Below are 22,441 nucleotides of genomic sequence, written 5' to 3'. Positions count from 1 at the left end.
AGGGTTGGGGAGGGGTGAGCGGTACGCTCGATCCATCAGCTAGCCCCCGACCGAATACGCCCTCAGTCCTCGGCGATCTGGTAGCCGAGCCCGCGCACCGTCTGGATGCAATCGTCCGGCAGCTTCTTGCGCAGCCGGCCGACGAACACTTCGATGGTGTTGGAATCGCGATCGAAATCCTGATCGTAGAGGTGCTCGGTCAGCTCGGTGCGCGAGATCACCTTGCCCTTGTGGTGCATCAGGTAGCTCAGCAGGCGCAGCTCATGGCTGGTGAGCTTTACCGAGTGCCCGTCCACCGTGACCTTGCCAGCCTTGACGTCGAGCCGCACCGAGCCGGCGCTTATCTCGTTCGAGGCCTGCCCCGCCGCGCGGCGCACCAGGGCGCGGACGCGGGCCAGCACTTCTTCCATGTGGAAGGGCTTGGCGACATAGTCGTCGGCGCCGGCATCGATGCCCTGCACCTTGTCGCTCCAGCGGTCGCGGGCGGTCAGCAGCAGCACCGGCATCTTCTTGCCGGCGCGACGCCATTCCTCCAGCACCGAAAGCCCATCCATCTGCGGCAGGCCGATATCGAGCACCACGGCGTCATAGGGTTCGGTGTCGCCGAGGAAATGGCCTTCCTCGCCGTCGAACGCCACGTCGACGACGTAGCCGCCTTCGGTCAGCGCATCCTTCAGCTGCCGGTTGAGATTGGTGTCGTCTTCCACGACGAGAATGCGCATCGAAACGTCCCCTATTGCCGCCACGACAACTCCCGCGCCCGGCATGAGCCGGCCCTACGCGCTGGGAATGTCCGACGTTGATTTTACGTGAGGCTTCACTGAGCCGGCAAGCTCACAGGTTTGCTTTCGCCATATTCGTCCATGACGTTGACCTGCCACTCCCACTGGCCGCCAACCATGCAGACCCGGGCCTGCGAACTGATGATCTTGCCATCGACGCCCGACTGCGCGATCGCCTGCGACAGCTGCACCAGCTCGCCATTGTCGATCATCTGCTGGATTTCGCGCTTCGACAGGCATTCCTGCGCCACGGCCGGTGCCGCAACACCGAACGCCAGCCCCAGCGTCAACACGCCGGCCGCCACCAATGTCAGTTTCTGTTTCATCAGGGGGTTATGCAGGCCAATGGCTGAATGCGGGATGAACAGGTGTGGGGACGGCGCGGCCGCGCCCGGCTGATCCTGGAGGCGGGTAACTCGTGGTGCGCTCGACTGTTTCCCACCTTCTCGCTGCGCCGGAACACGGCTAGGCTCGCCTTGATCTGTCGCGCTTTCGAGGCGGGAAGTCTGCAACCCTGCCGGGAAGCGTGCTGGATGCTCTGAGGAGGAGGACCAATGAGCACGACGACCAATACTGGCTCGAGGGCCATCGACGTCCGGTTCGGCACTGCGACGCTTGAAGTCAAACTCGAAGATGGACGCGAGCTGATAGCGCCGCTCACCCGCTACCCTCGCCTGCGCGACGGCTCCCCCGCCGCCCGCCTCAACTGGCGCTTCACAGGTGGCGGCACCGGACTGCGCTGGCCCGACCTCGACGTCGACGTGTCGGTGGCCGAGCTCGAGTAACTTCCAGCCTTCGCGCAACCGGGCCTGATCCGAAAACGTTGACGGGTCGGAGGTATCCGACATGCCGTCGACGGTGATTGCCGACCTGGCGTATGACGAAGAGACCCAGACGCTGTCGGTCTGGTTCCGCCCATCCGGCCGTCGCTACGAGTATCTCGAAGTGCCGGCCATCGCCTATGACGCGCTGCGGCACTCGCCATCCAAGGGGCGCTACTTCAACGCCCACATCCGCGACAGCTATCGGTTCATCCAGTCGGACCGAGACGAGCCGCGTGCGCCACTTTTGCATGGCAATCGGGTTTGACAAGACACTGGCCGGCCGGTGCGAAAGAGCACCGAACCATTCACATGGCCTACCGCACCCACATGGACATGCCGACCGAGGCCGGCGCGGTCTCCTCGAAGCCGTATTGGGCGTAGAGATCCTTGGCGGGGCCATCGGCGATAAGGCTCACATAGGCGCCCTTCGGGGCGTTGGCCTGCAGCCAGTCGACGAGCGCCGCGACGATGCGCTTGCCCAGCCCCTTGCCACGATGCGCCGAGAGCACGGCGATATCGGTGAGCTGATACACCGTGCCGCCATCGCCGATCACCCGGCCCATGCCGATGGTCTCGCCCTGGTGCTCGATCACCACGGCGTGGATGGTGTTGGGCAGGCCAAGCGCCGCCGCCTCCGGCGATTTCGGCGTCAGGCCGCTTGACCGGCGCAGGTCGCAGAATTCGGTGACCGTCGGGATCCGTTCAATCAGTTGGTAGTCGCTCACGCTTCACTCCGCATCGAACAATGTCAGTTGCACCCCGTCGGGCGCCTCGAGCCGCGAGTTGGTGGAGCGGAACGGGGTCGGCCGGGGCGTGCCCAGCACTTTCGCCCCAGCGGCCTCGAGCAGGTCGGTGGCCGCCGGCACATCGTCGAAACGCAGCGCCACGCGGAACTGCCCGCCCATCGGGCGGCCTACCTCGATCTTGTCGATGAACTCGGCGTGCTTCTTGTCGCTGATCTCGAGTGTCGCGATCCCGGCGCCGAGGATCGCCACATGGCCATCATCATCGCCGACCGAGATCTGCTCCTTGAGCCCCATGGTGTCGCGCCAGAACGCCACCGCCCGGTCGAAATCTTCGACGGTGATGACGAGGCGCAACTCGCGCACGGTGTTGGTCATGTTCGTTTCCCTCCGGGTGTGTCCTGAGCGGGGGGCACCCCCACCCAGCGACGCTAGTTCGCTTCGCTCACAAGCTTTGCTGCCCTCCCCACGAGGGGGAGGGAGGCGATAGCTGCAAGGTATCGGTTCAAGCGTCTCCCTCCCCCTTGTGGGGAGGGATCAAGGGTGGGGGTGCCCACGCTCCGGCTTTCAAGTTCATGCTCAAGCCGCCACCGCGATATCGCAGCTGCAGCCACTGGTCTTCAGCGCTTCGCGCGCCACTTCGACGAACACCCGGCGGAACCATTGAGCCCGCCCGTCCGCCCGGTCGACGCGGCGATAGAGCAGCGATACCGGCGCGGCCTCGAGTTCTACCGGCGGCTTCGAGATGGCAAGACCGTGCAGCGATGCCATGCAGCGGGCGATCGACTCGGGGATGGTGGCGATAACCGGCATGGCGCCCAGCGCCGTCGGCAGCGCCGAAAAGCGGGGCACCGTCGCCACGACCGAGCGGCTGCGGCCAACCTTTTTCAGCGCCGCATCGACATCACCCGCCATGTCGCCCTCGAACGACACCGCGATATGCGCCTCGCGGGTGAAATCGGCCAGTGTGAGTGGCGCCGTCAGCTTCAACTGACCGGGGTCGTAGATCGAAACCGAGCTCTGGTGAAACAACGGCTGGCGCACGTGCCAGGAGGCGGGCTCGGGATGCACCGAGACGGACAGGTCGAAATCGCCATCATCGAGCTGCTGGCCCGGATGGTGGGTGTGCGAGGCCACCGAAATCAGCTTCGCCCTGGGCGACTCGCGCCGGATCCGCGCCGCCAGCGGGCCGAAAAACGCCGTCTCCAGGTTGTCGCACATGCCGATGCGGAAGGTGCCTTCATAGCTTTGCGGATCGAACGCATCCGGCATGCGGATGGCCCGTTCGATATTGCCCAGCGCATCCTCGATGGCCGGGGCGATATCGAGGGCGCGCGGGGTCGGCTGCAAGCCCCGCCCGACCCGCACGAACAGCTCGTCGTCGAGCGCCTCGCGCAGCCGCTTCAACGCCGCCGACAGGCCCGGTTGGCCCAGCAGCAGCCGCTCGGCGGCGCGGCTCACATTGCGCTCCTGCATCAGCACCGAGAAGGCGAGCAGCAGGTTCAGATCGATCTTGCGGAGGGCGGTATCATTCATCATTGCTAGTGATACCTCGCATGCCAACTATCGATTTGCAATATGGATTAGAGGTCGTCAGTTTCCGCTCCCTCTGCCGGCCGGCGCTCCTCCCTCACGCGACGGCGGCATTGCGAAAGGGATATTTCGATGACCTCTACCAAGATCGGAGGCGTCGCCGGGCTGGCCCTGTTCCTGCTCTGCGCCGCCAACTTCCTCGACGCCATGGACGTCTCGACCATCGGTGTGGCGCTACCCGCCATCCAGGCCGAACTCGGGCTCGAGCCCAACGTGCTGCAATGGGCGGTGAGCGCCTATGTGCTCGGCTATGGCGGCTTCCTGCTGCTGGGTGGCCGCGTTGCCGATATCTTCGGCCACCGCCGCGTCTTCCTCTGGGCGCTCGGCATTTTTGCCGCCGCCTCGATCGCCGGCGCCTTTGTCGATTCCGGCCCGACGCTGATCGCCGCCCGGCTGATCAAAGGCATCGCCGCCGCCTTTACCGCGCCGGCCGCCCTGGCGCTGTTGCTCAACGTGTTCGGCGAGGGCCAGGCCCGCGCCAAGGCGCTGGGGCTGTTTGCCTCCACCGGCGCCGCCGGGTTCGTGCTCGGCATGGTGCTGGGCGGCGCCGTCACCGTCTTCACCTGGCGCGCTACGCTGGTGATGGCGGCGCCTGTCGCCATTCTCGTGCTGCTGGTAGCGCCGTTCGTCTTGCCGCCCGATGCCGATAGCGGCAAGGCGCGCGCCTCGTTCGACTGGGCCGGCGCCATCACCATCACGCCTGGGCTCCTGCTGTTCGTGTTCGGCGTTACCAATGCTTCGGCAGCCGGCTTTGCCGCGCCGCTGACCTGGGGTCCGCTCGCCGCCGCTCTGGCGCTGATCGTCATCTTCCTCGTCGTCGAGGCCCGCCATCACGACCCGATGGTGCCGCTGTCGATCTTCAAGCGGCGTAAGCTCAGCCACGCCAACGTCGTCGCTGCGCTGTTCCAGGGGGTCTATGTCGGCTTCCAGTTCCTTGCGACACTCTACTACCAGCATGTCTATGGCTGGTCGGCCTTCGCCACCGGCTTCAGCTTCGCGCTCGGTGGCGCCTGCGTGATGTTCCTCGCGCCACGCCTCGCCGGGGTAGCGCAGCGCAACGGTACGACCAAGGTGATGGCCATCGGCGTGGCACTGCAGGCCGTCGGCTACGTGTTCTGGGTGCTGGCCATCGGCCGGTTCGACCCGATCGCGCTGGTGATCATCTCGCAGTTGCTGCTCGGCCTCGGCTACGCCGCCACCTACCCCTCGGTGCAGGTCGCAGCCCTCGCCGACGTCGAAGACGACAAGTCGGGCCTCGCCTCGGGGCTGCTGTTCGCCTCGTTCCAGATCGGCGGGGGAATTGTCCTCGCGGCGGTCTCCGCCATCTTCACGGCAGCGCCGGGTTTCAACTGGGAGCCCTACATCGCCGGTGGAGCGTTCGTTGCGGCGCTGGCCCTGGTCACGACACTGATCGCAGCAGTGGGGCCGAGGTCGACGACCAGCCGCGTTCCGCGCGCGGTGCCGCAGGCGGCGGAATGAAACCCAGCGGGGAGGCACCAACGCCTCCCCGATCACATTTGCTGGCTCGCCTGTCCGGCCAGTTGACTCGACGATACCTCACAATTAGACCAATCAGTCTAGACCACTTGGTCTAATGGAGGAGTGAAATGCACGTTTCCAAGAACGAAGTCGAAATCCGGCTGGAGCTTCCTGGCGCGGTTATCCGGCAGCGGCGTGGTTTCGGTGATGTCAGCGGCTATGGCCGGATCAGCGGCGAACACTTCACGCTGAGCGCTGGCGTCGACACGGCGCCGCTGTTCGAGGGCCTCGAGGGCGACCTCTGCCAGTGCCCGCACTGGGGTTATGTGTTGCGCGGCCGGCTCACCACCACCGATGCGGCCGGCAACGAGGAAACCGTCGAGGAGAACGACTTGTTCTACTGGCCGCCCGGCCACAACGTGCGGGTCGATTGCGATGCCAGCATCATCATGTTCAGCCCCGAACACGAGCACAGCCACGTCATCGACCACATGATCGCCCGGACCTCCGGCTGACGGCCCTTGGATATTGGCGGGCGAACGCGCAGGGTGACCGCGTGAATCGGACGCGGTCATCGCAAACCATGCATTCCACCAAGCGACGGATGATCGATGTGGGCCTGCAGCAATTGCTGCAGCAGGGGTACAACAGCCTCGGCATCCAGGCGGTACTCGATGCCGCCGCTGTTCCCAAGGGGTCATTCTATCACCACTTCGCCGACAAGCAGGATTTCGCCCTGCAGGTCGTCGATGCCTATGTCGTCGACGTGCATGCCGTGCTCGACGACTGCGTCAACGACCCGGCGCTGGCGCCGCTCGACCGCATTCGGAGGTTCTTCCGCAATGTCGAGAGTTCCTACGAGCGTGAGGGCTATCTCGGCTGCCTGATGGGCGGCCTCGGACAGGAGCTCTCCGGCGTAAGCGACACCTTCCGGCAGAAGATCGAGTGGTGCTTCTCCTCGATCGCCGACCGCCTGCAGCGCTGCCTCGACGCTGCCAGGGCCGATGGCACCATCGCCCCCGACAGCGATACGCGCGAGCTCGCCGAACTGCTGGTCAACTGCTGGGAAGGCGCCGCTCTGCGCAGTCGATTGAAGCGTAACCCCGCTCCGCTCGCGGTGATGCTGGAGTTCTATCTGGGATCACTGCAGCAGGGGTGAGGGGAACGGTCTGCCGCCGCGAGGGTTACTCCGGCACATCCAAGCAGAGGAGACCTCAGATGGACCATTCCACCCACACCCGCCTCGGCAATACCGAACTCACCCCGGCCGTGCTCGAAGGCGCTACCGTTTACGGCGCCGACGACGAGAAGGTCGGCACCGTCTCGCATGTGCATGGCGCCGGCCTCGGCAGCGAGATCATTATCGATGTCGGCGGGTTCCTCGGCATTGGCGCCAAGCCCGTGGCGGTATCCGCCAGCCAGCTCGAGTTCATGCGCGACGAGAGTGGCGATGTGCACGCGGTGACGACGTGGACCAAGGACGCCCTCGAGGCCATGCCCGAGCATCACCACTAACCCGCAGGGCGGCCGGCGCCCCCGGCCGCCTTCCTTACAGGCGCTTGCCCAGCCAGATGTCCGGCTTCCCCGCCCCGTTGGCGTCGGGGATGAAGCCGATGACGCGAAATCCGCACTTGCGGTAGACTCGAGCGGGTGCTTGCCGCCCGGTTTGGCAGCCAGCTCGTGCAGCATGGCCGGCGTATTGGCGTAGAGATCGGCGCCGAACGCCGTGGTTCCGCCGAAATCGTCGTCGCTGCCGAGAAACAACGTCAGCGCACCCGCGGCGCGGACCTGATCTTCGATCGCTCCAACCAATTGCCTGCCCATCCCCTGCCCCTGCCGATCAGGCGCGACGACCAGCGGATGAAGCTCCCAGGCGTGGGAATAGCTGGCGATCGCGCCCACCCAGCCGCATACCATATCATCCTCCACGGCGGCCAACCCGCTCCATTCCGGGTCGGCGGTGAGCTTGGCAATTTCCTCGCGCGCCTCGTCCAGCGTCTTCCAGGCGGCCGGCACATGCGCCAGTGCCGTGACCAGGATTATGGCGGCGGTTTCCCGCTGCGCGGAGCTGAGATCGGTGAATGGGACGATTCTGATCGCTGTCATGTTGGAGCCCTTAAGATTAGTCGAAAGTCGACCAAATTGTGATCAATGATGTCATTCTCAAGAGGGATTGGCTGAGCTAACGTCGGTGCCGTTGCGAATAAGCCATTGTCTGGATTGAGCGATTAAGACCCGTCTGATCTTGCCGATGCCTAGGGCGGACCACCGGCGAGGCCACTCGCCAACTAACGAGAGCTAAAATGACAAACCTGAGTTTGAATGCCGGTGGCGCGGACACCGCGCGTCGTGCTGGGCGGTTTTTTCGGAAGGCGCCTTTCCTCCTCTCGGGCGTCTCGTTGCTGGCGCTCCTCAGCGCGGCGCTGGTGACACCGGCCGAGGCCAAGGAGTTCACCGCAGCAAATCAGACCGAGCTGTATGAGGCCATCGCGGAAGCGCAAGACAGTCCCGACGCGGCGTCGACCATCACGCTCACCGGCAGCTTTTCTCTCACCAGCGGGCCGCCGGCGATTTCCGGCAAAGCCATCGCGGTATCGACCGGCCCCAACACCCTGACCCTCGCCTCCGGCGTCGCATTCGACGTGGATGGCGGCGCATCCCTGACTCTTTCCGGCAATGTGCTAGGCAATGGCGTACCGGATCAGGCGATCCTCAAGAAGATCGGAACCGGTGACCTGGTGATCAACGGCGTCACCGCGTCGGGCATCAGCAGAATTGGCCTCGATGGCGGACACACCCTCATCCACGGCGGCAGCACGGTCAGCTTCGGCACCTCCAGCGGAGGCTCCTTGTCCCAACTGAGCCTCGCGACCGACCCAGATCAGGTGGCAAGCCTTACGATTTCTGGCCAAGGCACGAAACTGACCGCCACAGGCACTGACTCCATCGCCCTCAGCAGTGGAACGAACAGCCAATCAACCCTGACAATCGAAAAGGGGGCGGTGCTCAGTTCAACGTCGTTCGTAACCGTGCACAGGACAGCCTCGCTGGGTACCGCAATCGTTAACGTGATGGGCGACGACTCGAGGCTGGAAGCTTCAGGCTTGTTTTCCGGCGGCGGTATCAGCTATTTCAATATCACCGATGGCGGTGCGATCGGCATCAGCGGCAACACCATCCTCGGTGGTCTTGCGGCGAACGTCCCAACCGCGAGCGCAGACGTAACTGCTGTGGTGTCCGGTGCTGGGTCGAGGTGGGACACCGACGGGACGCTCACCATGTTCTTCGGCTCGCTCTCCATCCTCGATGGGGGCGTAGTCACCGCGACGACGGCGAACATCGCCACCAACACCAATTCCGTTGCCACCAACTTCGACGTCATCGTGTCGGGCATCGGGTCGGAGTTGCGGGCAAACACCATCAAAGTGGCGACGCGGCAAACCGGGACCCTGACCATCGCCAATGGCGGCAAGGTGGTGGTGAATGGGGGCAACTCCGCCATCGACGTCGGCGGCGCATTCGGCACCAGCAACGCCGCGCTGAACATCGGCGGCGCCGTCGGCGAAGCCGCTACGGGAGCAGGCACGCTCGAGGCCTCAGCCGTCACCCTGGCGGCCAGCGCCGAGATCAACTTCAACCACACCGAAACCGGCTACGCTTTCGACATTCCGATCAACGGCAGCGGCGCCATCAACCAAGTGGCCGGCCACACCATCTTCGGTGTCGACCAGCTCGGCTTCACCGGTCTCACCACGATCAGCGGCGGCATGCTCGAGGTCAACGGCGAGCTCGGCGGCACCGTCAACGTAACGGGCGGCACCCTGGCCGGCACCGGCAAGGTTGGCGACACCAGCCTCGCCGCCGGCGGCACAATTGCCCCCGGCAGCAATGGCATCGGGGAACTCACCATCAATGGCGACTATACCGGCGGCGGGCTGCTGCAGATCGAGACCGTGCTAGGCGACGACACCTCCGCTACCGATCGTCTCGTCATCACCGACAGCAGCACCGGCACGACGAACGTCAGGGTGACCAACCTAGGCGGCGGTGGCGGCCAAACCTCTGACGGCATCAAGATCGTCGATGTCGGTGGCACTTCCGATGGCATTTTCAGTCTGCTCGGCGACACGGTGTACGAGGGCCAGCAGGCGGTGATCGGCGGCGCCTACCTCTATGGCCTGCAGCAGGGTACTGCTGACGGCGACTGGTACCTGTATAGTTTCCTCAACCCGGATAACACGCCGGTGTTCCAGCCGGCCGCGCCGGTGATCGAAACCTACGCTGCGGCCGCCCTTCAGGCCTTCAACACCTCCGAGAGCCTGCAGCAGCGCATCGGCAACCGCTCGTGGTCGTCAGGCAGCACCGAAGGCGACGGCATCTGGGGCCGGATTGAGGCCAGGCATACCTCGCTCACCCCCGACAGCTCGACCACCGGCGCAAGCTACGAGGTCGACACCTGGCGGCTGCAGGCCGGCGGCGACGGTGTGCTCAACCAGTCCGAGGCCGGCACGATCGTCGGCGGGGTGAATCTCCAGGTCGGTACCATCTCGGCCGATATCAGCTCGGCTGCCGGCGATGGCGGCATCGAAGGCACCGCCTTTGGGTTTGGCGGGACGCTCACCTGGTACGGCAACCAGGGCTTCTATCTCGATGCGCAGGGCAAACTGAACTGGTTCGACAGCACCTTGAGCGCCAATCTGCTCGACCGGCCGCTGGTCTCGGGCAATGCCGGCTTCGGCTACGCCCTCAGCCTCGAAGCCGGCCAGCAGCTGGCGCTCGGCGGCGGCTGGTCGGTCACGCCTCAGGCGCAACTGGCCTATTCGTCGGTCGATTTCGAGACCTTCGATTCGTACGGCTCAACTGTCGCGCTGAAGAGCGGCGACAGCCTGCTCGGCCGCCTCGGCATTTCGGTCGACTATGAGACGGAGTGGCAGGATACGGCCAGCGAGACCGGGCGCACCCATCTCTACGGCATCGCCAACCTCACCTACGAGTTCCTCGACGGGACGGCGACCAGCGTCGGCGCCGACACGCTCGTCAACGAGGTCGAGCCGCTGTGGGGCAGCGTCGGGCTGGGCGGCTCGGTCAACTGGGCGGGCGATCAGCTGTCGCTCTATGGCGAGGCTAACCTCGGCACCAGTCTCAACCACCTGGGCGACAGCTATAGCCTCGGGGTGACGGCAGGCCTCAGGGGCAAGCTCTGACTTCGTCTTGCACGGCCCGCCGCAGACCGCAGCGGGCCGACCGACCATGCGACTGCCGGCGCGGCACTCGACAATAGCGAGAGACAACATAACCATCATTGCGAGCTCCTCCGCGCACGGGGGAGCAGTCGACGCGCGCGCCAGCGCGGAGGCCGCGGGGGTACGGTCAGGAAGCGCTATGCGGCAGACCGGAGTGCCTGGAGCAAGCCCCTCAAAAAAGTTCAAATCCTCCCTTGAATGCGATTTTCCATCTCCTAGATCGAAGCCGTCAGCCGCCGGAACCGGGGTTGACGACAGTGGGGTAGCCCGCTGCGGCGGGCCGTCCCTCGTACCTATGTTGCTCTAAGGAGAATGTGGTTATGAGAACCTTCGACTTTGCACCGCTCTATCGTTCCACCGTCGGCTTCGACCGGCTGTTCGATATGCTCGACAGCTCAATCCGGCCCGACTGGCCTCCGTATGACATCGAGAAGGTCGGCGAGGACGAGTATCGCATCAGCATGGCCGTCGCGGGCTTCTCGACTGAGGAAATCGAGCTGACCCAGGAAGGCAACACCCTTGTGGTGTCGGGCTCCAAGAAGCAGGCAGACAACCCGCAGCAAGCCTACCTGCATTGCGGCATTGCCAACCGCAGCTTCAAGCAGACGTTCAGCCTTGCCGATCACGTCACGGTTGCCGGCGCCGCCCTGGAAAATGGGCTGCTTTCGATCGACCTCGTCCGGGAGGTTCCCGATCAACTCAAGCCCCGCAGGATCGCAATCGGTACCACGGGGCCGGCGAAGTCCGCCTCGGAGCAGAAGCAGATCGGCCAAGACCTCCGGTCGGCTGCATAGCAACCATGCTCTGACGGACGCCTCCCGGCCCAGCCCGGGAGGCACTTGCGGAGTTGAGAGGAATGAGCAGGACATTTTACCCATCTGACGAGTACGACAGTCTCGATCTCGAACTGGAGAGAGCCAAGCGACGTCGGGCGTGGCTGAGGAAGTTGCGGCGGGACGATGACGACGACGACCCGCCTTCAGCGCCGGTGGCGGCGCGATTACCGAAAACGCCGCCGATCGGCGCGGCTCAGGCGGCATAGGGGTGGGCATCATGCAAACGGAAAGCCTGCCGGTTGCGCGCCACCCATCCGACCGACTGTTCGATTGGCAACTCGACGTCCAACGGCTCGAGCGAGAGGCTAGAGCGGCGGCGGCAGCCGGCTGCGGTGATCCGTGGACCATGGTCGAAGCTGAGTGTTCGCTGGACCTGATCGAGGCCGAACTGGCTGCGCTTAAGGGGCGAGATCCTCGTGAGGTGACAGACAGCGTCACGGAACTCAGAAGCTGGAAAGCACGGGTGGAACGCGTTATCCGCACGTTGCGCTCGCTCGGCAGCACAGATTGAGCATGCCCCGGTTCCGAAAGGGCCCGGGGCTTTTTGCCTTTCAGGAATCCGACACAGCCCCGAGATGCAGGACTACGGCCTTCCCGGATCGACGAACTCATTCGCCTGACCAAGCAGGTCGGCACAACCGATCGAGGATCGGCAGGAGTCCGATGGAGGCTTGTCGTATCTGCCCGGGGAAAAGAGCGAAAAGGGCGGCTCCAAGGGCTGTCACCACCCATGTCACCGAACACATGAGGCCGCGAGGCTCGACACCAAAGGCCACCAAGGCGGAGCCTCGCGCACGTCACGGGAAGCGGACCCCTTGCGGGCCGCCGTCAAGAACCGACTTAGGCCCGACCCGGCTGTTTGGAGCAGCCAGTCCAATCTAACGGTATCACTTTGTTCGATCGAAGCCCAGCAACGCGGCCACCAATGGTGGCGCGATATCAAACCGCAACCGAGTTGCCCCTCTCCTCACTGTGCCCATAGCCGAACGGGCGCAACTCCCGTCCGCTGACGACGTTGGTTCGACACCCCCAACGCGAGTGTCAGCCATGAATTCCGATTTTCCCAAGCCGCCTTTTCCCGAACAGCAACAGCCCTATCCCGGCCTCAGCAGCAGGATGGATCCGGTGCCCGATCATGGCGAGACGAGCTATGAGGGCTCGGGCCGCCTCGAGGGCAAGAAGGCATTGGTGACCGGCGGCGATTCCGGCATCGGCCGCGCGGTGGCGATTGCGTTTGCGCGAGAGGGCGCCGATGTCGCCATCTCCTATCTCAACGAGCATGAAGACGCCGCCGAGGTAAAACAGCTGATCGAAGCAAGCGGTCGGCAGTGCCTGCTGCTGCCGGGCGACCTAGCCGATCCCGCACACTGCAGGGGGCTCATCGCCGATACCGTCGCGGCATTCGGCCGGCTCGACGTGCTGGTGAACAACGCGGCACGTCAAGGTTACTTCGAAAGCATCCTCGAAATCCCCGACGAGGAATGGGAAAAGACGATGGCGGTGAATATCTCGGCGATGTTCTATCTCACCAAGGCGGCAGTGCCGCACATGCGACCGGGTTCTTCGATCATCAATACGGCCTCCAAGCAGGCGGACGAGCCGAGCCCGGAACTCCTAGCCTATGCGGTCACCAAGGGGGCGATCCAGAACTTCAGCGCCGGCCTCTGCCAGTTGCTGGCCAAGGACGGCATTCGCGTCAATACCGTGGCCCCTGGCCCGGTCTGGACGCCGCTGGGGCCGGCTACCCTTCCGGCCTACAATGTCCGGACGTTTGGCGAGCAGGTGCCGTTCAAGCGGCCGGCACAGCCAAGCGAACTGGCCCCGCCCTATGTCATGCTCGCCAGCGATGAAGCCAGCTACATTTCGGGGGCAACCATTGCCGTGACCGGCGGCAAGCCGGTGATCTAGGTGCAGCGATCCTTCAGCTGCAGTACATCGAGCCTTCGTTACGGCCGTCGGCGATTAGAGAACGCGAGGACGGCCAAGGAAAGACGGCGGGCGGGGAACCCCACGACTTCGGCTGAAGCAAGCTTCAGAATAGCGAGGGCTGGGCGGGCGGCATCTCGGGCGATCCGTTCTCCTCCTCTGGCGGCGGATATTCCTTGTTGCCGATCGAGACCATCTGCAACACACCGTCCGGCAGCGGGCGCTGAAGCTTCTGTGCCTCCTCCCATGGTGCGGTCATCCAGATTTCGATCTCCTCGGGCGTCCTGAGGATCACGGGCATGGAGTCCGGGTTGGTCCTGGCGATGATGTCGTTGGGCTCGGTGGTGAGGAAGGCGAACAGGTCGGTGGTGACCATGCCTTCCGAGGTCTTCCGCACGCTGGTCCATTGCGGGGCGAAAATGCCGGCGAAGAACGCCAGCGGCCGGACTTCATCGAAGGCGAACCAGGCGTTGCCCAGCTTTCTGCCGTCGGGGCCGATCTCGTTGCTGATCTCGGCAAAGCTGGTGAACGGCACGATGCAGCGGAACTCGGGCGCCAGCCAGCGCTTCCAGTGCTGGCTTTTGGTGTTGCGCACATTGTGGGTGCCGCGGTCGGGCTCCAGGCGAACCAGTTCGGCGAACACCTCTGCGCCAAGGTCGCGTCCCTGCTTCCTGGCGATCTTGTCGGCGCGGGCCTGCGCGGCCCTGTACAACGCCTGCGACGAGCTCGGCATGCCCCAGCGTAGCTTGATCAGTTCGCGAAAGCCCGGCTGGTTGCGGATGATCGGCGCCAGCATATCGGGATAGACCCCGGTCTGCGGCGGCAGGTTGCCGATATTGCCCCCAACCTGAAAGCCGAAGATCGACTGCACCAGCTGGCGGATGGCTTCGACATTGGTGGTGATGGAATAGGCGTGGCACATGGGCGAGACGCTAGCCGGATCGCACGACTATGGGTAGGGCGAAGCGCCATGTGGCCGAGCCATTCAGCCGCGGTTCACCGCAAGCTCTCTATGCCGCAACGACACGGTTGGAGCTGAACCCATGTCGCGGACCATCGTTGCTTCCGAGCACTTGCCCAAGGCGTCGCCCTATTTCAGTCATGCGGTGAAGAGCGCCGGCCTGGTGTTCGTTTCCGGCACCGCTCCCTACGATCCCGATACCGGCAAGCTCGTTGGGGCAACCATCGGCGAGCAGACCGCCCAGGCGCTGCGCAATATCAACGCCATCCTCGCCGCTGCCGGCAGCAGTCTGGACAAGGCGGTGAGCGCCACGGTGATCCTCGCCGAGGAAGACGACTTTGCCGGGATGAACGAAGAGTGGCTCAAGTGGTTTCCGGTCGATCCGCCAGCTCGGCAGGGTGCGAAACTGCCGGTCCGGGTACCGGGGCTGCGGATCTCGATTGCCATGGTGGCCGCCGCCTGACGCCCAACAAAAAACCCGCGCCGGCGGAGGCGCGGGTTTCCAGTGCGGCAGTTCTTGGGGGCTGCCTATTCCAAGCAGCGCCTCAAACGCGGCTAAGTCTGACGGTCTGGCAGAAGACGCCCTGGCAGCCATTGACCTTGAGGCTGTCCTGGCCGGTCATGATCATTGTACCGGAATAGACGTCGCCGGCGTTCTTGACCGTGCCGGTCCATTTATTGTCGGACGACTGAGTGCCCTGGACGATGACCTGGTTCAGGTACTGCCGGTTCACATCATCCTTGTCGCGCAGCCAGATCAGGCGCGCGCAGAGCGCGCCGCTGCCGCACTCGGTGATCTTGTAGCGGCTCTTGCCGTCATCGGCCTGCCAGGTGCCGGTTGGATCGGCGGCGATGGCGTAGACGGGGGCCGCGGCGCAGAGGGTGGCGAACACGGCGGCGGCGAGTTTGGTCGCGAGGTGCATGGTCATGCGTCTCCGGAAAATTTCGGGTCGGTTCGGTTGGTTGGCCGGATAAATAGGAACTTTGGCTGAATCTTGAATAAAGGCATCGTTCATCTGCCGTTCATCATTGCGGCGAAGTACGGCTCCGAAATGGCAGTGATGCTGACTTGCTTTATCCTTCAGGAGTCTGCGAGCAGTCGTACTGCCACAATCTCGCTCCCGCGGAACGGGCCCCGCAGGGATAAAGTTCCGATCACGACGTCGTGACAACACGCCAAACGGCTTCATGCGGCCCGATCGGCCACAGGGTCCTCGGCGAGAACCGCCGCAGCGAGGCTGGCTTGGGCAGCTGCGATGGGTAACAGTTCACGGCTGCGAGCTTTTGGAAATTCGAGGCCCAGGTCTGCCGGCGCAACTGCCTGCCGTGCAGCGCCAGATGCAGATCGGCCAGGCCCCGGCGGCGCACCCGGCGCGAGGCGGCGTAAGGCAGATCCTCGTAGAACAGTACTTCTGTATGCCCAACAAGCGCGGGCAGCAGATCGACCACTACCGCCCGCACCGCCAAGTGGTTGACGTGTCCGCCGATTCCGGCCGGGCAGAAGATCCGGGCGCCCGGGGTCAACGAGCCGAGCAACCCGGTCAACGGGGCACGCACCTGCTCGATATCTTCGACCAGGCCAGCGAGGTCCCACGGCGTCCGCTTCCGCACCGGAGGCTCCTCAAGCCCGAGGTCGAGGCGCTCCAGCTGGTAGCGCTCGGAGAATGAGGTATCCTCTGCGCGCCGCAGCACCATCACCCGATCGATCGTCGCCACATCCGGCCAGTGGTCGGTCGGGGTGCCGGCGACATAGCCGCTGCGGGTGAAGAGGTTGACGAGGAGCCCACCGGGCGTCGTGGCAACCCACGCCCCAAGCGAGAACGCAATGTCATCGTAATGCGGGGACAGGTAAATCTGGTGGTCGGCCCGGGCAGCCTGTAGCATAGAGACGTCCTTCCGGAGATCGGTTTCAGGTGTCGGGCCAACACCAGAAGCACTCAACCACCCCGCCGATATATGAACCCCATAATTGCAGCAACGAAGATGCGACTTGCGGCGTTCGGCTCGGACCGACGCGCCCAACTGCGGCTTTCAACCCTGCCGCGCATCGGCGGGCTGGCCAGTATTCCCAGCCGCGCCGACGACATCGCAGTGGTGCTGAGCAGGATCGTGCCGCAGGTCGAGCGGCTCTATCTATTTCTCCACGGCTACACCGAGGTGCCCGCCGCGGCGCGGCACCCGCGCGTCGTTCCGATCCTTGCGCCGCCGGACACCCCATACCGCGCTTCGGGCAAGTTCTACGGCCTCAAGCAGCAGACCATGCCGTGCCTCTACTTCTGCTTCGACGACGACATTCTCTATCCCGACGATTACGTGCAGCGGATGACCGCGGGGATTCTGCGCTATGGGGGCAAGGCGCTCGTCGGCATCCACGGCACCGACTACCCAGGTCCCGGCACGCGCTACACCCGCGACCGCAGGGGGTTTCACTTCCGCCGTCGCCTCAGCTTCGACCGGCTCGTCGACGAACTCGGGTGCGGCACCCTGGCCTTTGCGTCGACGCTGATCGACGTCGACCCCCGACGCTGGCCCTATGGCGACATGGATGACCTGATGCTGGCGATCGAGGCACAACGCCAGGGCATTCCCCGTATCGCCATCAGCCGCCGCAGGCACAGCCTCATGCCGATCCACGAAGCGCAGCCCGACAGCCTGTGGGTCCGTACCGTCGCCGATGACAGCCGGCAGAGTGCTCAACTGGCCGAACTCCACCAATTGCTGGGCAGAAGCCGGACACCAGCCGCAGCGCCGGTCGTGCCTCCGACCGCTAGCTGGCCGGCAGCGCCAGGGCGGTGAGCACCGCCAGCCCGACCAGCATCAGGATCGAGATGAGGCCGGCGGCCAGCACCCGACCACCCGAAGCCAGCACGGTTCGCAGGTCGACCGACAGCCCCAGCGCCGCCATCGACAACAGCGTCAGGTGCGAGGAAGCCAGCTGCAGCGGCGGCAGCGTCACGTCTGGCAGGGCCCCAAGCGAGCGCGCTGCCATCATCATGACGAACCCGACGATGAACCAGGGCAGCAGCAGCGAGAAGGACATTCGCGCCAGCCGCTTGCGCCCGTGGCGCAGCCCGACGAACAGCACCACGGGCCCCAGCATCAGCACCCGCGTGAGCTTCACCAGGGTGCCGACCTGAGTGCTCATCACCCCCACCGGCCCGGTCGCCGCAAGAACCTGCGGCACGGCATAGACACTGAGACCGGCCACCACGCCATACTGCCACTGGGTCAGCCCGAGGACGCCGAACGCCAGCGGCAGCAGCACCACCACGACGATCCCCAGCGCCGCCGTGAAAGCGATCGAGGCCGCGACATCCTCGGCCGGCGCGTCGATGACCGGCGCCGTCGCCATGATCGCCGAGTTGCCGCAGATCGAGTTGCCACAGGCGACCAATGTCGCGAGGCGCTCGTCCAGCCCCAGCCACCGGGCAACCAGATAGCTCGCGGTCAGCGCCAGGAGCACCACCGCCGCCACCGCGACAAGCAAGGCGAGGCCCGACTGCGCCAGTGCAGCCGCACTGATGGTACCGCCGAGCAATACGACGGCGACTTCCAGGAGGGTCTTGGCGGCGAACTGTACGCCGGCAGCGAAACGCGCATCGAGGCCGAACAGGGTGTGGATCAGCGTGCCGGCAAGGATGGCAATGACCAGGCCATCGACGTAGCGCGCCCCGATCAGCTCCCCTTCGAGCCACTCGACCACCACAGCGAGCACTGTCACCCCGATAGCCAGCCCCAGTCCGGGCGCGACTGCTACGATACGGCTCGACGACAGCACGGCATGCTCCAAAGGAAGTCGCCGGGAGCATAGGTCTTGCGATCATTCCGAAAAATGACATAGATCGGTACGTTTCATTCTGCTCAATCGAACAATGACGCTCGAACAGCTGTCCGTCTTCATCGCCGTGGCCGAACGCGAGCACCTCACGCGCGGCGCGAGCGCCATCGGGGTTTCACCTTCGGCGGCAAGCGCCGCCATCAAGGCGCTGGAGGCGTATTATGACGTGCGCCTGTTCGATCGGGTCGGGCGGCAGATTGAACTGACGCGCGAGGGTCGCGTGCTGCTGGCTGAGGCACGGCTCACCGTGGCGCAGGTTCGCCGCACCGAATCCGTGCTCAGCGAACTGGGCAGCCTCAGGACCGGTATTCTCGATGTCGAGGCCAGCCAGACCGTAGCCAACTACTGGCTGCCGCCGCGCCTGCTGCGCTTTCAGGGGCAGTTCCCCGGCGTCACCATCAACTTCGAGGTCGGCAACACCGATCAGGTGGCCCGCGCCGTGATCGATGGCCGGGCCGAACTCGGCTTCGTCGAGGGAAGTGTCGAGGAACCGGTTCTCGCCACCACCGCCGTCGTCCGCGACCGTCTGGTCGTGGTCACCGCTGCCGGTCTCCGCACCGAGTTCAGCGACCTCAAGTGGGTGATGCGCGAGCGTGGCTCGGGCACCCGTGCCGTATTCGAAGCGGCGATGGCCGCAGCGGGCTACGACCTGGGCGCGCTGCGGGTGGCCCTGGTGCTGCCCACCAACGAAGCGGTGCTCAGCGCCGTCCGCTCCGGCACTGCTGCCGCCGCACTTTCCGAAATGGTGGTCACACCGTTCGTCAAAAGCGGCGAACTGCAGGTGGTCGATATCGAACTGCCACCCCGCCAGTTCTCCATCCTCCGCCACCGCGAACGTCGCCTGTCGGCCGCGGCGACGCGGTTCGAGGCGTTGTGCCGTGAAGGGTATGAGGCGCTTCCGCCCGCGACGGTTACGGACTAGCTTCAGCGCATCATGCACATCGCCCCGATCACCCCGGCGCACGTGGCGTCGATCGTTGCCAGGGATGGCGGGAACGGCTGGAACCGCCGCGAGACGCACTGGTCGGACGTGCTTCAGCAGGTCGAAGCGGGCCAGCGGGCGAGCTTGGTTGCCGTGCACGATGGGCACGTCGTCGGCTACGGCAACCTGCTGTGGCGCTCAGGTTATCGCGGTTTCGCTGCGGCCGGCATCCCCGAGGTGCATGACCTCGCAACCGACGTGCGCCGCCGTGGCGAAGGGATTGCGACAAGTCTGATCGCAGAGCTCGAAGCACTGGCGCGCCGGCGCGGGTACGCCACTATCGGGCTCGGCGTCGGCCTCTACCGCGACTATGGTCCGGCGCAGCGCCTCTATGTCCGGCTGGGCTACGTACCGGATGGCAACGGCATCACCTATCGGCAGGAAGACGTCGTACCGGGGGCTGCATTGGCTGTCGATGACGACCTGCTGCTGTGGCTGACGAAGCAGCTCTAGATCTCCTCCGGCGGCTCCCAGTTGGGCCAGTCGGCGACGTGGTCTTCCCATTCGCCTGGCTTCACCGATTGCTCGGGCACGGTGCGGCCGCGCACCGAAACGCCGACCGCCATGACGGTGTCGGGGTCGCCTGAAACCAGCGGGTGCCACCAGGCAAGGCCCTTGCCTTCGGCAATGCGGCGATAGGCGCAGGTTCTGGGGATCCACTCGATGGTGCGCACGTTCTCCGGCGTCAGCTTGATGCAGTCGGGCACCAGCTTCAGCCGGTTGGGATAGTCCGAGCACTTGCAGCTTTCGCCGTCGAGCAGCTGACAGCGGACATCCGAGACGTAGATATCGCCCGTATCTTCGTCCTCGAGCTTCATCAGGCAGCAGCGCCCGCAGCCGTCGCAGAGCGATTCCCACTCCACGTCGGTCATTTCCTCGAGCGTCTTTTCTTCCCAGAAGGCCATTCAGGTTCCTGTGGTGTGCGGAAAGCCGTGGACTCTCCCCTGTCGATCCCAACTGCGCTTGCACAAACCATGCGCTGATCATATTCGAGCGACCGCCTTGCCAATGCGCCCCAAATTGGGGAGATTCAAGACCATTGGGGCGCCTAGGCACGCCGCGGAGTGTTCGGTGCAGGATCCGTTCTACCACAAAGAGAAGCGGCGCAAGAAAACCCGCATGCTGGCGGCCGACGCCTGGCTCGACTCGGCGCTCTATGATTTCGGCCAGTCGCTGGGGCGCGGCTACACCCGTGTCGAGGATTTCTTCTCACGCTTCCGCGTCTCGGGCTTCAAGCGCTTCTTCGTCGAGATCCTGTCGGATGGCTTCAGCTTCCTTGCCATCGGCATGGTGATCACCACCGCCTTTGCGCTGTCGGCGTTCGATGCCACTGCCACCGGCCGGTTCAACAAGGCCGAGGATTATGCAGTCACCTTCCTCGATCGCTACGGCAATGAGGTGGGCCGGCGCGGCATCCGCTCCGATGATTCCTACCCACTCGACAAGCTGCCCGATAACCTCGTGAAGGCGACGCTCGCCACCGAGGACCGGCGCTTTTACGAGCACTGGGGCATCGACGTGGTCGGCACGCTCCGCGCCCTCGTCTCCAACGCGCAGGGCGAGAATTCGACCCAGGGCGGTTCTTCGATCACCCAGCAGCTGGCCAAGAACCTGTTCCTTTCGTCCGAGCGCACGCTCGAACGCAAGATCAAGGAAGCGTTCCTGTCGGTATGGCTCGAGTGGCACTACACCAAGGACGAAATCCTCAAGCTCTATTTCGATCGCGCCTATATGGGTGGCGGCGCCTTCGGCGTGGCCGCAGCGTCGGAGTTCTATTTCGGCAAGAAGGTCACCGACGTGAACCTCGCCGAGTCCGCGATGCTGGCCGGCCTGTTCAAGGCGCCGACCAAATACGCCCCGCATGTCGACCTCGCGGCGGCGCGTGGCCGCGCCAACCTGGTGCTCTCCAACCTCGTCGATGCCGGGTTCCTTACCGAAGGCCAGGTCACCGCGGCGCGCCGCAACCCGGCAGTGCCGATCGATCGCTCGGCCGAAGCCAATTCGCCCAACTACTTCCTCGACTACGCCTTCGAAGAAGCCAAGAAGCTGATCGAGGCTTCCGACAGCCGCTCCAACAGCTTCGTCGTCCGCACGACGATCGACCCGGTGCTGCAATCCTACGCCGAGGATGCGGTGACTTCGGTGGTGCGCGAACAGGGCGAGCAGTACAATGTCAGCCAGGCTGCCATGGTGGTGCTCGAGCCCAATGGCGCCATCCGCGCCATGGTCGGCGGCATGGATTACGGCAAGAGCCAGTTCAACCGCGCCATCGTCCCCAACCGTCAGCCCGGCTCGGCGTTCAAGCTGTTCGACTATGCCACCGCGTTCGAGCTGATCCCCGACTATGACCCCGATACCGTGGTCAGCGGCGCGACCCAGTGCATCGGCAACTGGTGCCCGCAGAACTATTCGCGCAACTCGGTGGGCCGCATCAGCCTGATCTCGGCCTTCCAGCAATCGATCAACACCGTGCCGGTGAACCTCTCCATCAAGACCGGCCGCCAGCCGATTGCCGATTTCGCCCACAAGATCGGGCTGACCAACGATTTCCCGGTGACGCGCTCGCTGGCGCTGGGCGCCGCCGAAGTGAGCGTCATCGACATGGCCTCATCCTATGCGGTGTTCGCCAACCACGGCTACAAGACGCCGGCTTTCGGCATCACCCGCGTCACCACCCTGACCGGAGACCCGATCTTCGACGCCGACCCCGATGCGCCACGCGAACGCGTCGTTTCCGACCAGACGGTCAAGTACATGAACCGCATGTTGCGCGGCGTGGTCGAAGCCGGCACCGGGCGGCGCGCGCAGATCGAGGGCGTCCCCGCGGTCGGCAAGACCGGCACCACATCGTCCTATCGCGACGCCTGGTTCTGCGGCTTCACCGGCAACTACGTCGCGGCCGTCTGGTTCGGCAACGACAATTACGAAAAGACGAGGGAACTCACCGGCGGCACGCTGCCCACCGTCGCCTGGCAGAAGTTCATGGCCTATGCCCACACCAACATCGAGATCAAGCCGGTGGAAGGCGTCGATTTCGCCCCGGCGCCGTTCGTCATCGCCAATGCCGAGGAAGGCCAGCCGGTGGCCCCGGTTGCCGAGCGCCCGCCCGGTTTGAAGCCCGGCGCCGCCGACAAGCTGCTGGAGGTTGCCGACCAGCTACGCAAAGCGCTAAGTGGCGGCAGCAACCAGGCGGCGCTTAGCGTTGTCTCCCCTGCTCCGGCCAAGGCGCTGTAA

General features: G+C 64.8%; 26 protein-coding genes and 1 pseudogene. 16 read left to right on the top strand and 11 right to left on the bottom strand.

The window, feature by feature from the left end; genetic code table 11:
- Positions 1 to 62 precede the first annotated feature (62 nt).
- Both VGV07_RS19690 and VGV07_RS19685 read right to left on the bottom strand, forming a co-directional pair.
- Positions 63 to 722, bottom strand: coding sequence for a response regulator transcription factor (locus tag VGV07_RS19690; protein WP_055885382.1), 660 nt, complete (start codon positions 720 to 722; stop codon positions 63 to 65).
- Positions 723 to 817: 95 nt separating this feature from the next.
- Entirely contained in the window at positions 818 to 1,108 is a 291-nt protein-coding gene (locus VGV07_RS19685; protein ID WP_055997243.1) for a hypothetical protein, read from the bottom strand.
- 228 nt (positions 1,109 to 1,336) lie between these two features.
- Here VGV07_RS19685 and VGV07_RS19680 point away from each other — a divergent pair, with 228 nt between their 5' ends.
- Together VGV07_RS19680 and VGV07_RS19675 are read left to right on the top strand one after the other, a co-directional pair.
- Entirely contained in the window at positions 1,337 to 1,567 is a 231-nt protein-coding gene (locus VGV07_RS19680; protein WP_326870428.1) for a DUF2442 domain-containing protein, read from the top strand.
- Between the two features lie 61 nt (positions 1,568 to 1,628).
- Positions 1,629 to 1,871, top strand: coding sequence for a KTSC domain-containing protein (locus tag VGV07_RS19675; protein ID WP_326870427.1), 243 nt, complete (start codon positions 1,629 to 1,631; stop codon positions 1,869 to 1,871).
- Between the two features lie 49 nt (positions 1,872 to 1,920).
- On the opposite strand, the gene VGV07_RS19670 is transcribed toward VGV07_RS19675, so the two are convergent.
- The 3 genes from VGV07_RS19670 to VGV07_RS19660 all read right to left on the bottom strand — a co-directional run bounded on the left by VGV07_RS19670 (position 1,921) and on the right by VGV07_RS19660 (position 3,888).
- Positions 1,921 to 2,331: a GNAT family N-acetyltransferase gene (locus tag VGV07_RS19670; protein ID WP_326870426.1), complete on the bottom strand. Its 411-nt coding sequence runs from the start codon at positions 2,329 to 2,331 to the stop codon at positions 1,921 to 1,923.
- 3 nt (positions 2,332 to 2,334) lie between these two features.
- Positions 2,335 to 2,727, bottom strand: coding sequence for a VOC family protein (locus VGV07_RS19665; RefSeq protein ID WP_326870425.1), 393 nt, complete (start codon positions 2,725 to 2,727; stop codon positions 2,335 to 2,337).
- A 201-nt stretch (positions 2,728 to 2,928) separates the two neighbouring features.
- Positions 2,929 to 3,888 (bottom strand): LysR family transcriptional regulator, encoded by a 960-nt coding sequence (locus VGV07_RS19660; protein WP_326870424.1) that lies wholly within the window; start codon positions 3,886 to 3,888, stop codon positions 2,929 to 2,931.
- A gap of 126 nt (positions 3,889 to 4,014) precedes the next feature.
- On the opposite strand from VGV07_RS19660, the gene VGV07_RS19655 reads away from it, so the two are divergent.
- From VGV07_RS19655 to VGV07_RS19640, 4 genes are all read left to right on the top strand, one after another.
- Positions 4,015 to 5,421, top strand: coding sequence for an MFS transporter (locus VGV07_RS19655; RefSeq protein ID WP_326870423.1), 1,407 nt, complete (start codon positions 4,015 to 4,017; stop codon positions 5,419 to 5,421).
- A gap of 128 nt (positions 5,422 to 5,549) precedes the next feature.
- Positions 5,550 to 5,936 carry a hypothetical protein gene (locus VGV07_RS19650; protein ID WP_326870422.1) on the top strand — a complete coding sequence of 129 codons (387 nt, stop codon included), beginning with the start codon at positions 5,550 to 5,552 and terminating at the stop codon, positions 5,934 to 5,936.
- A gap of 68 nt (positions 5,937 to 6,004) precedes the next feature.
- Complete coding sequence (locus VGV07_RS19645) at positions 6,005 to 6,580, top strand: TetR/AcrR family transcriptional regulator (RefSeq protein WP_326870421.1); 576 nt, start codon at positions 6,005 to 6,007, stop codon at positions 6,578 to 6,580.
- 59 nt (positions 6,581 to 6,639) lie between these two features.
- Positions 6,640 to 6,936 (top strand): PRC-barrel domain-containing protein, encoded by a 297-nt coding sequence (locus tag VGV07_RS19640; protein ID WP_055997231.1) that lies wholly within the window; start codon positions 6,640 to 6,642, stop codon positions 6,934 to 6,936.
- Positions 6,937 to 7,230: 294 nt separating this feature from the next.
- On the opposite strand, the pseudogene VGV07_RS27445 reads toward VGV07_RS19640, so the two are convergent.
- Positions 7,231 to 7,527: pseudogene (locus tag VGV07_RS27445) on the bottom strand (GNAT family N-acetyltransferase); the annotation flags it as partial.
- A gap of 197 nt (positions 7,528 to 7,724) precedes the next feature.
- Here VGV07_RS27445 and VGV07_RS19630 point away from each other — a divergent pair.
- The 5 genes from VGV07_RS19630 to VGV07_RS19610 all read left to right on the top strand — a co-directional run bounded on the left by VGV07_RS19630 (position 7,725) and on the right by VGV07_RS19610 (position 13,408).
- On the top strand, positions 7,725 to 10,625 hold the full coding sequence (locus tag VGV07_RS19630) for an autotransporter outer membrane beta-barrel domain-containing protein (protein WP_326870419.1): 2,901 nt from the start codon (positions 7,725 to 7,727) through the stop codon (positions 10,623 to 10,625).
- Between the two features lie 359 nt (positions 10,626 to 10,984).
- Positions 10,985 to 11,458, top strand: a complete 474-nt coding sequence (locus VGV07_RS19625; RefSeq protein WP_326870418.1) for an Hsp20 family protein — start codon at positions 10,985 to 10,987, stop codon at positions 11,456 to 11,458.
- Between the two features lie 62 nt (positions 11,459 to 11,520).
- Positions 11,521 to 11,706: a hypothetical protein gene (locus tag VGV07_RS19620; protein ID WP_326870417.1), complete on the top strand. Its 186-nt coding sequence runs from the start codon at positions 11,521 to 11,523 to the stop codon at positions 11,704 to 11,706.
- Positions 11,707 to 11,717: 11 nt separating this feature from the next.
- On the top strand, positions 11,718 to 12,011 hold the full coding sequence (locus VGV07_RS19615) for a hypothetical protein (RefSeq protein ID WP_326870416.1): 294 nt from the start codon (positions 11,718 to 11,720) through the stop codon (positions 12,009 to 12,011).
- 536 nt (positions 12,012 to 12,547) lie between these two features.
- Positions 12,548 to 13,408, top strand: coding sequence for an SDR family oxidoreductase (locus tag VGV07_RS19610; protein ID WP_326870415.1), 861 nt, complete (start codon positions 12,548 to 12,550; stop codon positions 13,406 to 13,408).
- A 124-nt stretch (positions 13,409 to 13,532) separates the two neighbouring features.
- Here the strand turns inward: VGV07_RS19610 and VGV07_RS19605 are convergent, their stop codons facing one another.
- A complete protein-coding gene (locus VGV07_RS19605) occupies positions 13,533 to 14,348 on the bottom strand; it encodes an SOS response-associated peptidase family protein (RefSeq protein WP_326870414.1) in 816 nt (271 codons plus the stop codon).
- 121 nt (positions 14,349 to 14,469) lie between these two features.
- On the opposite strand from VGV07_RS19605, the gene VGV07_RS19600 reads away from it, so the two are divergent.
- A complete protein-coding gene (locus VGV07_RS19600) occupies positions 14,470 to 14,850 on the top strand; it encodes a RidA family protein (RefSeq protein ID WP_326870413.1) in 381 nt (126 codons plus the stop codon).
- 82 nt (positions 14,851 to 14,932) lie between these two features.
- Here the strand turns inward: VGV07_RS19600 and VGV07_RS19595 are convergent, their stop codons facing one another.
- Both VGV07_RS19595 and VGV07_RS19590 read right to left on the bottom strand, forming a co-directional pair.
- Positions 14,933 to 15,316, bottom strand: a complete 384-nt coding sequence (locus tag VGV07_RS19595; RefSeq protein ID WP_326870412.1) for a DUF2147 domain-containing protein — start codon at positions 15,314 to 15,316, stop codon at positions 14,933 to 14,935.
- Between the two features lie 226 nt (positions 15,317 to 15,542).
- Positions 15,543 to 16,271 (bottom strand): hypothetical protein, encoded by a 729-nt coding sequence (locus VGV07_RS19590; protein WP_326870411.1) that lies wholly within the window; start codon positions 16,269 to 16,271, stop codon positions 15,543 to 15,545.
- 99 nt (positions 16,272 to 16,370) lie between these two features.
- Here VGV07_RS19590 and VGV07_RS19585 point away from each other — a divergent pair, with 99 nt between their 5' ends.
- The gene (locus VGV07_RS19585) at positions 16,371 to 17,183 is read left to right on the top strand and encodes a hypothetical protein (RefSeq protein ID WP_326870410.1); all 813 of its coding nucleotides are present in this window, start codon (positions 16,371 to 16,373) and stop codon (positions 17,181 to 17,183) included.
- Here VGV07_RS19585 and VGV07_RS19580 read toward each other — a convergent pair.
- Positions 17,155 to 18,162, bottom strand: a complete 1,008-nt coding sequence (locus tag VGV07_RS19580) for a YeiH family protein (RefSeq protein WP_326870472.1) — start codon at positions 18,160 to 18,162, stop codon at positions 17,155 to 17,157. The genes VGV07_RS19585 and VGV07_RS19580 overlap by 29 nt on opposite strands.
- A 97-nt stretch (positions 18,163 to 18,259) precedes the next feature.
- On the opposite strand from VGV07_RS19580, the gene VGV07_RS19575 reads away from it, so the two are divergent.
- The gene (locus tag VGV07_RS19575; protein ID WP_326870409.1) at positions 18,260 to 19,147 is read left to right on the top strand and encodes a LysR substrate-binding domain-containing protein; all 888 of its coding nucleotides are present in this window, start codon (positions 18,260 to 18,262) and stop codon (positions 19,145 to 19,147) included.
- A gap of 12 nt (positions 19,148 to 19,159) precedes the next feature.
- Positions 19,160 to 19,660, top strand: a complete 501-nt coding sequence (locus tag VGV07_RS19570) for a GNAT family N-acetyltransferase (RefSeq protein WP_326870408.1) — start codon at positions 19,160 to 19,162, stop codon at positions 19,658 to 19,660.
- On the opposite strand, the gene VGV07_RS19565 is transcribed toward VGV07_RS19570, so the two are convergent.
- Positions 19,657 to 20,112 (bottom strand): YcgN family cysteine cluster protein, encoded by a 456-nt coding sequence (locus tag VGV07_RS19565; RefSeq protein WP_326870407.1) that lies wholly within the window; start codon positions 20,110 to 20,112, stop codon positions 19,657 to 19,659. The two genes, VGV07_RS19570 and VGV07_RS19565, sit on opposite strands and share 4 nt — an antisense overlap.
- Positions 20,113 to 20,278: 166 nt before the next feature.
- Here VGV07_RS19565 and VGV07_RS19560 point away from each other — a divergent pair, with 166 nt between their 5' ends.
- Entirely contained in the window at positions 20,279 to 22,441 is a 2,163-nt protein-coding gene (locus tag VGV07_RS19560; RefSeq protein WP_326870406.1) for a PBP1A family penicillin-binding protein, read from the top strand.

The organism is Devosia sp., assembly GCF_035944845.1.
Lineage (GTDB): Bacteria > Pseudomonadota > Alphaproteobacteria > Rhizobiales > Devosiaceae > Devosia_A.
Note: the sequence above shows the minus strand (reverse complement) of the source record. Positions and strands in the feature narration are given on the sequence as shown.

Excerpts from the sequence above, each read along its gene's own strand:
- VGV07_RS19690 (WP_055885382.1), bottom strand. The coding sequence starts at position 722 with ATGCGCATTCTCGTCGTGGAAGACGACACCAATCTCAACCGGCAGCTG.
- VGV07_RS19685 (WP_055997243.1), bottom strand. The coding sequence starts at position 1,108 with ATGAAACAGAAACTGACATTGGTGGCGGCCGGCGTGTTGACGCTGGGG.
- VGV07_RS19680 (WP_326870428.1), top strand. The coding sequence starts at position 1,337 with ATGAGCACGACGACCAATACTGGCTCGAGGGCCATCGACGTCCGGTTC.
- VGV07_RS19675 (WP_326870427.1), top strand. The coding sequence starts at position 1,629 with ATGCCGTCGACGGTGATTGCCGACCTGGCGTATGACGAAGAGACCCAG.
- VGV07_RS19665 (WP_326870425.1), bottom strand. The coding sequence starts at position 2,727 with ATGACCAACACCGTGCGCGAGTTGCGCCTCGTCATCACCGTCGAAGAT.
- VGV07_RS19660 (WP_326870424.1), bottom strand. The coding sequence starts at position 3,888 with ATGATGAATGATACCGCCCTCCGCAAGATCGATCTGAACCTGCTGCTC.
- VGV07_RS19655 (WP_326870423.1), top strand. The coding sequence starts at position 4,015 with ATGACCTCTACCAAGATCGGAGGCGTCGCCGGGCTGGCCCTGTTCCTG.
- VGV07_RS19650 (WP_326870422.1), top strand. The coding sequence starts at position 5,550 with ATGCACGTTTCCAAGAACGAAGTCGAAATCCGGCTGGAGCTTCCTGGC.
- VGV07_RS19645 (WP_326870421.1), top strand. The coding sequence starts at position 6,005 with ATGCATTCCACCAAGCGACGGATGATCGATGTGGGCCTGCAGCAATTG.
- VGV07_RS19640 (WP_055997231.1), top strand. The coding sequence starts at position 6,640 with ATGGACCATTCCACCCACACCCGCCTCGGCAATACCGAACTCACCCCG.
- VGV07_RS19630 (WP_326870419.1), top strand. The coding sequence starts at position 7,725 with ATGACAAACCTGAGTTTGAATGCCGGTGGCGCGGACACCGCGCGTCGT.
- VGV07_RS19625 (WP_326870418.1), top strand. The coding sequence starts at position 10,985 with ATGAGAACCTTCGACTTTGCACCGCTCTATCGTTCCACCGTCGGCTTC.
- VGV07_RS19620 (WP_326870417.1), top strand. The coding sequence starts at position 11,521 with ATGAGCAGGACATTTTACCCATCTGACGAGTACGACAGTCTCGATCTC.
- VGV07_RS19615 (WP_326870416.1), top strand. The coding sequence starts at position 11,718 with ATGCAAACGGAAAGCCTGCCGGTTGCGCGCCACCCATCCGACCGACTG.
- VGV07_RS19610 (WP_326870415.1), top strand. The coding sequence starts at position 12,548 with ATGAATTCCGATTTTCCCAAGCCGCCTTTTCCCGAACAGCAACAGCCC.
- VGV07_RS19605 (WP_326870414.1), bottom strand. The coding sequence starts at position 14,348 with ATGTGCCACGCCTATTCCATCACCACCAATGTCGAAGCCATCCGCCAG.
- VGV07_RS19600 (WP_326870413.1), top strand. The coding sequence starts at position 14,470 with ATGTCGCGGACCATCGTTGCTTCCGAGCACTTGCCCAAGGCGTCGCCC.
- VGV07_RS19595 (WP_326870412.1), bottom strand. The coding sequence starts at position 15,316 with ATGACCATGCACCTCGCGACCAAACTCGCCGCCGCCGTGTTCGCCACC.
- VGV07_RS19590 (WP_326870411.1), bottom strand. The coding sequence starts at position 16,271 with ATGCTACAGGCTGCCCGGGCCGACCACCAGATTTACCTGTCCCCGCAT.
- VGV07_RS19585 (WP_326870410.1), top strand. The coding sequence starts at position 16,371 with ATGCGACTTGCGGCGTTCGGCTCGGACCGACGCGCCCAACTGCGGCTT.
- VGV07_RS19575 (WP_326870409.1), top strand. The coding sequence starts at position 18,260 with ATGACGCTCGAACAGCTGTCCGTCTTCATCGCCGTGGCCGAACGCGAG.
- VGV07_RS19570 (WP_326870408.1), top strand. The coding sequence starts at position 19,160 with ATGCACATCGCCCCGATCACCCCGGCGCACGTGGCGTCGATCGTTGCC.
- VGV07_RS19565 (WP_326870407.1), bottom strand. The coding sequence starts at position 20,112 with ATGGCCTTCTGGGAAGAAAAGACGCTCGAGGAAATGACCGACGTGGAG.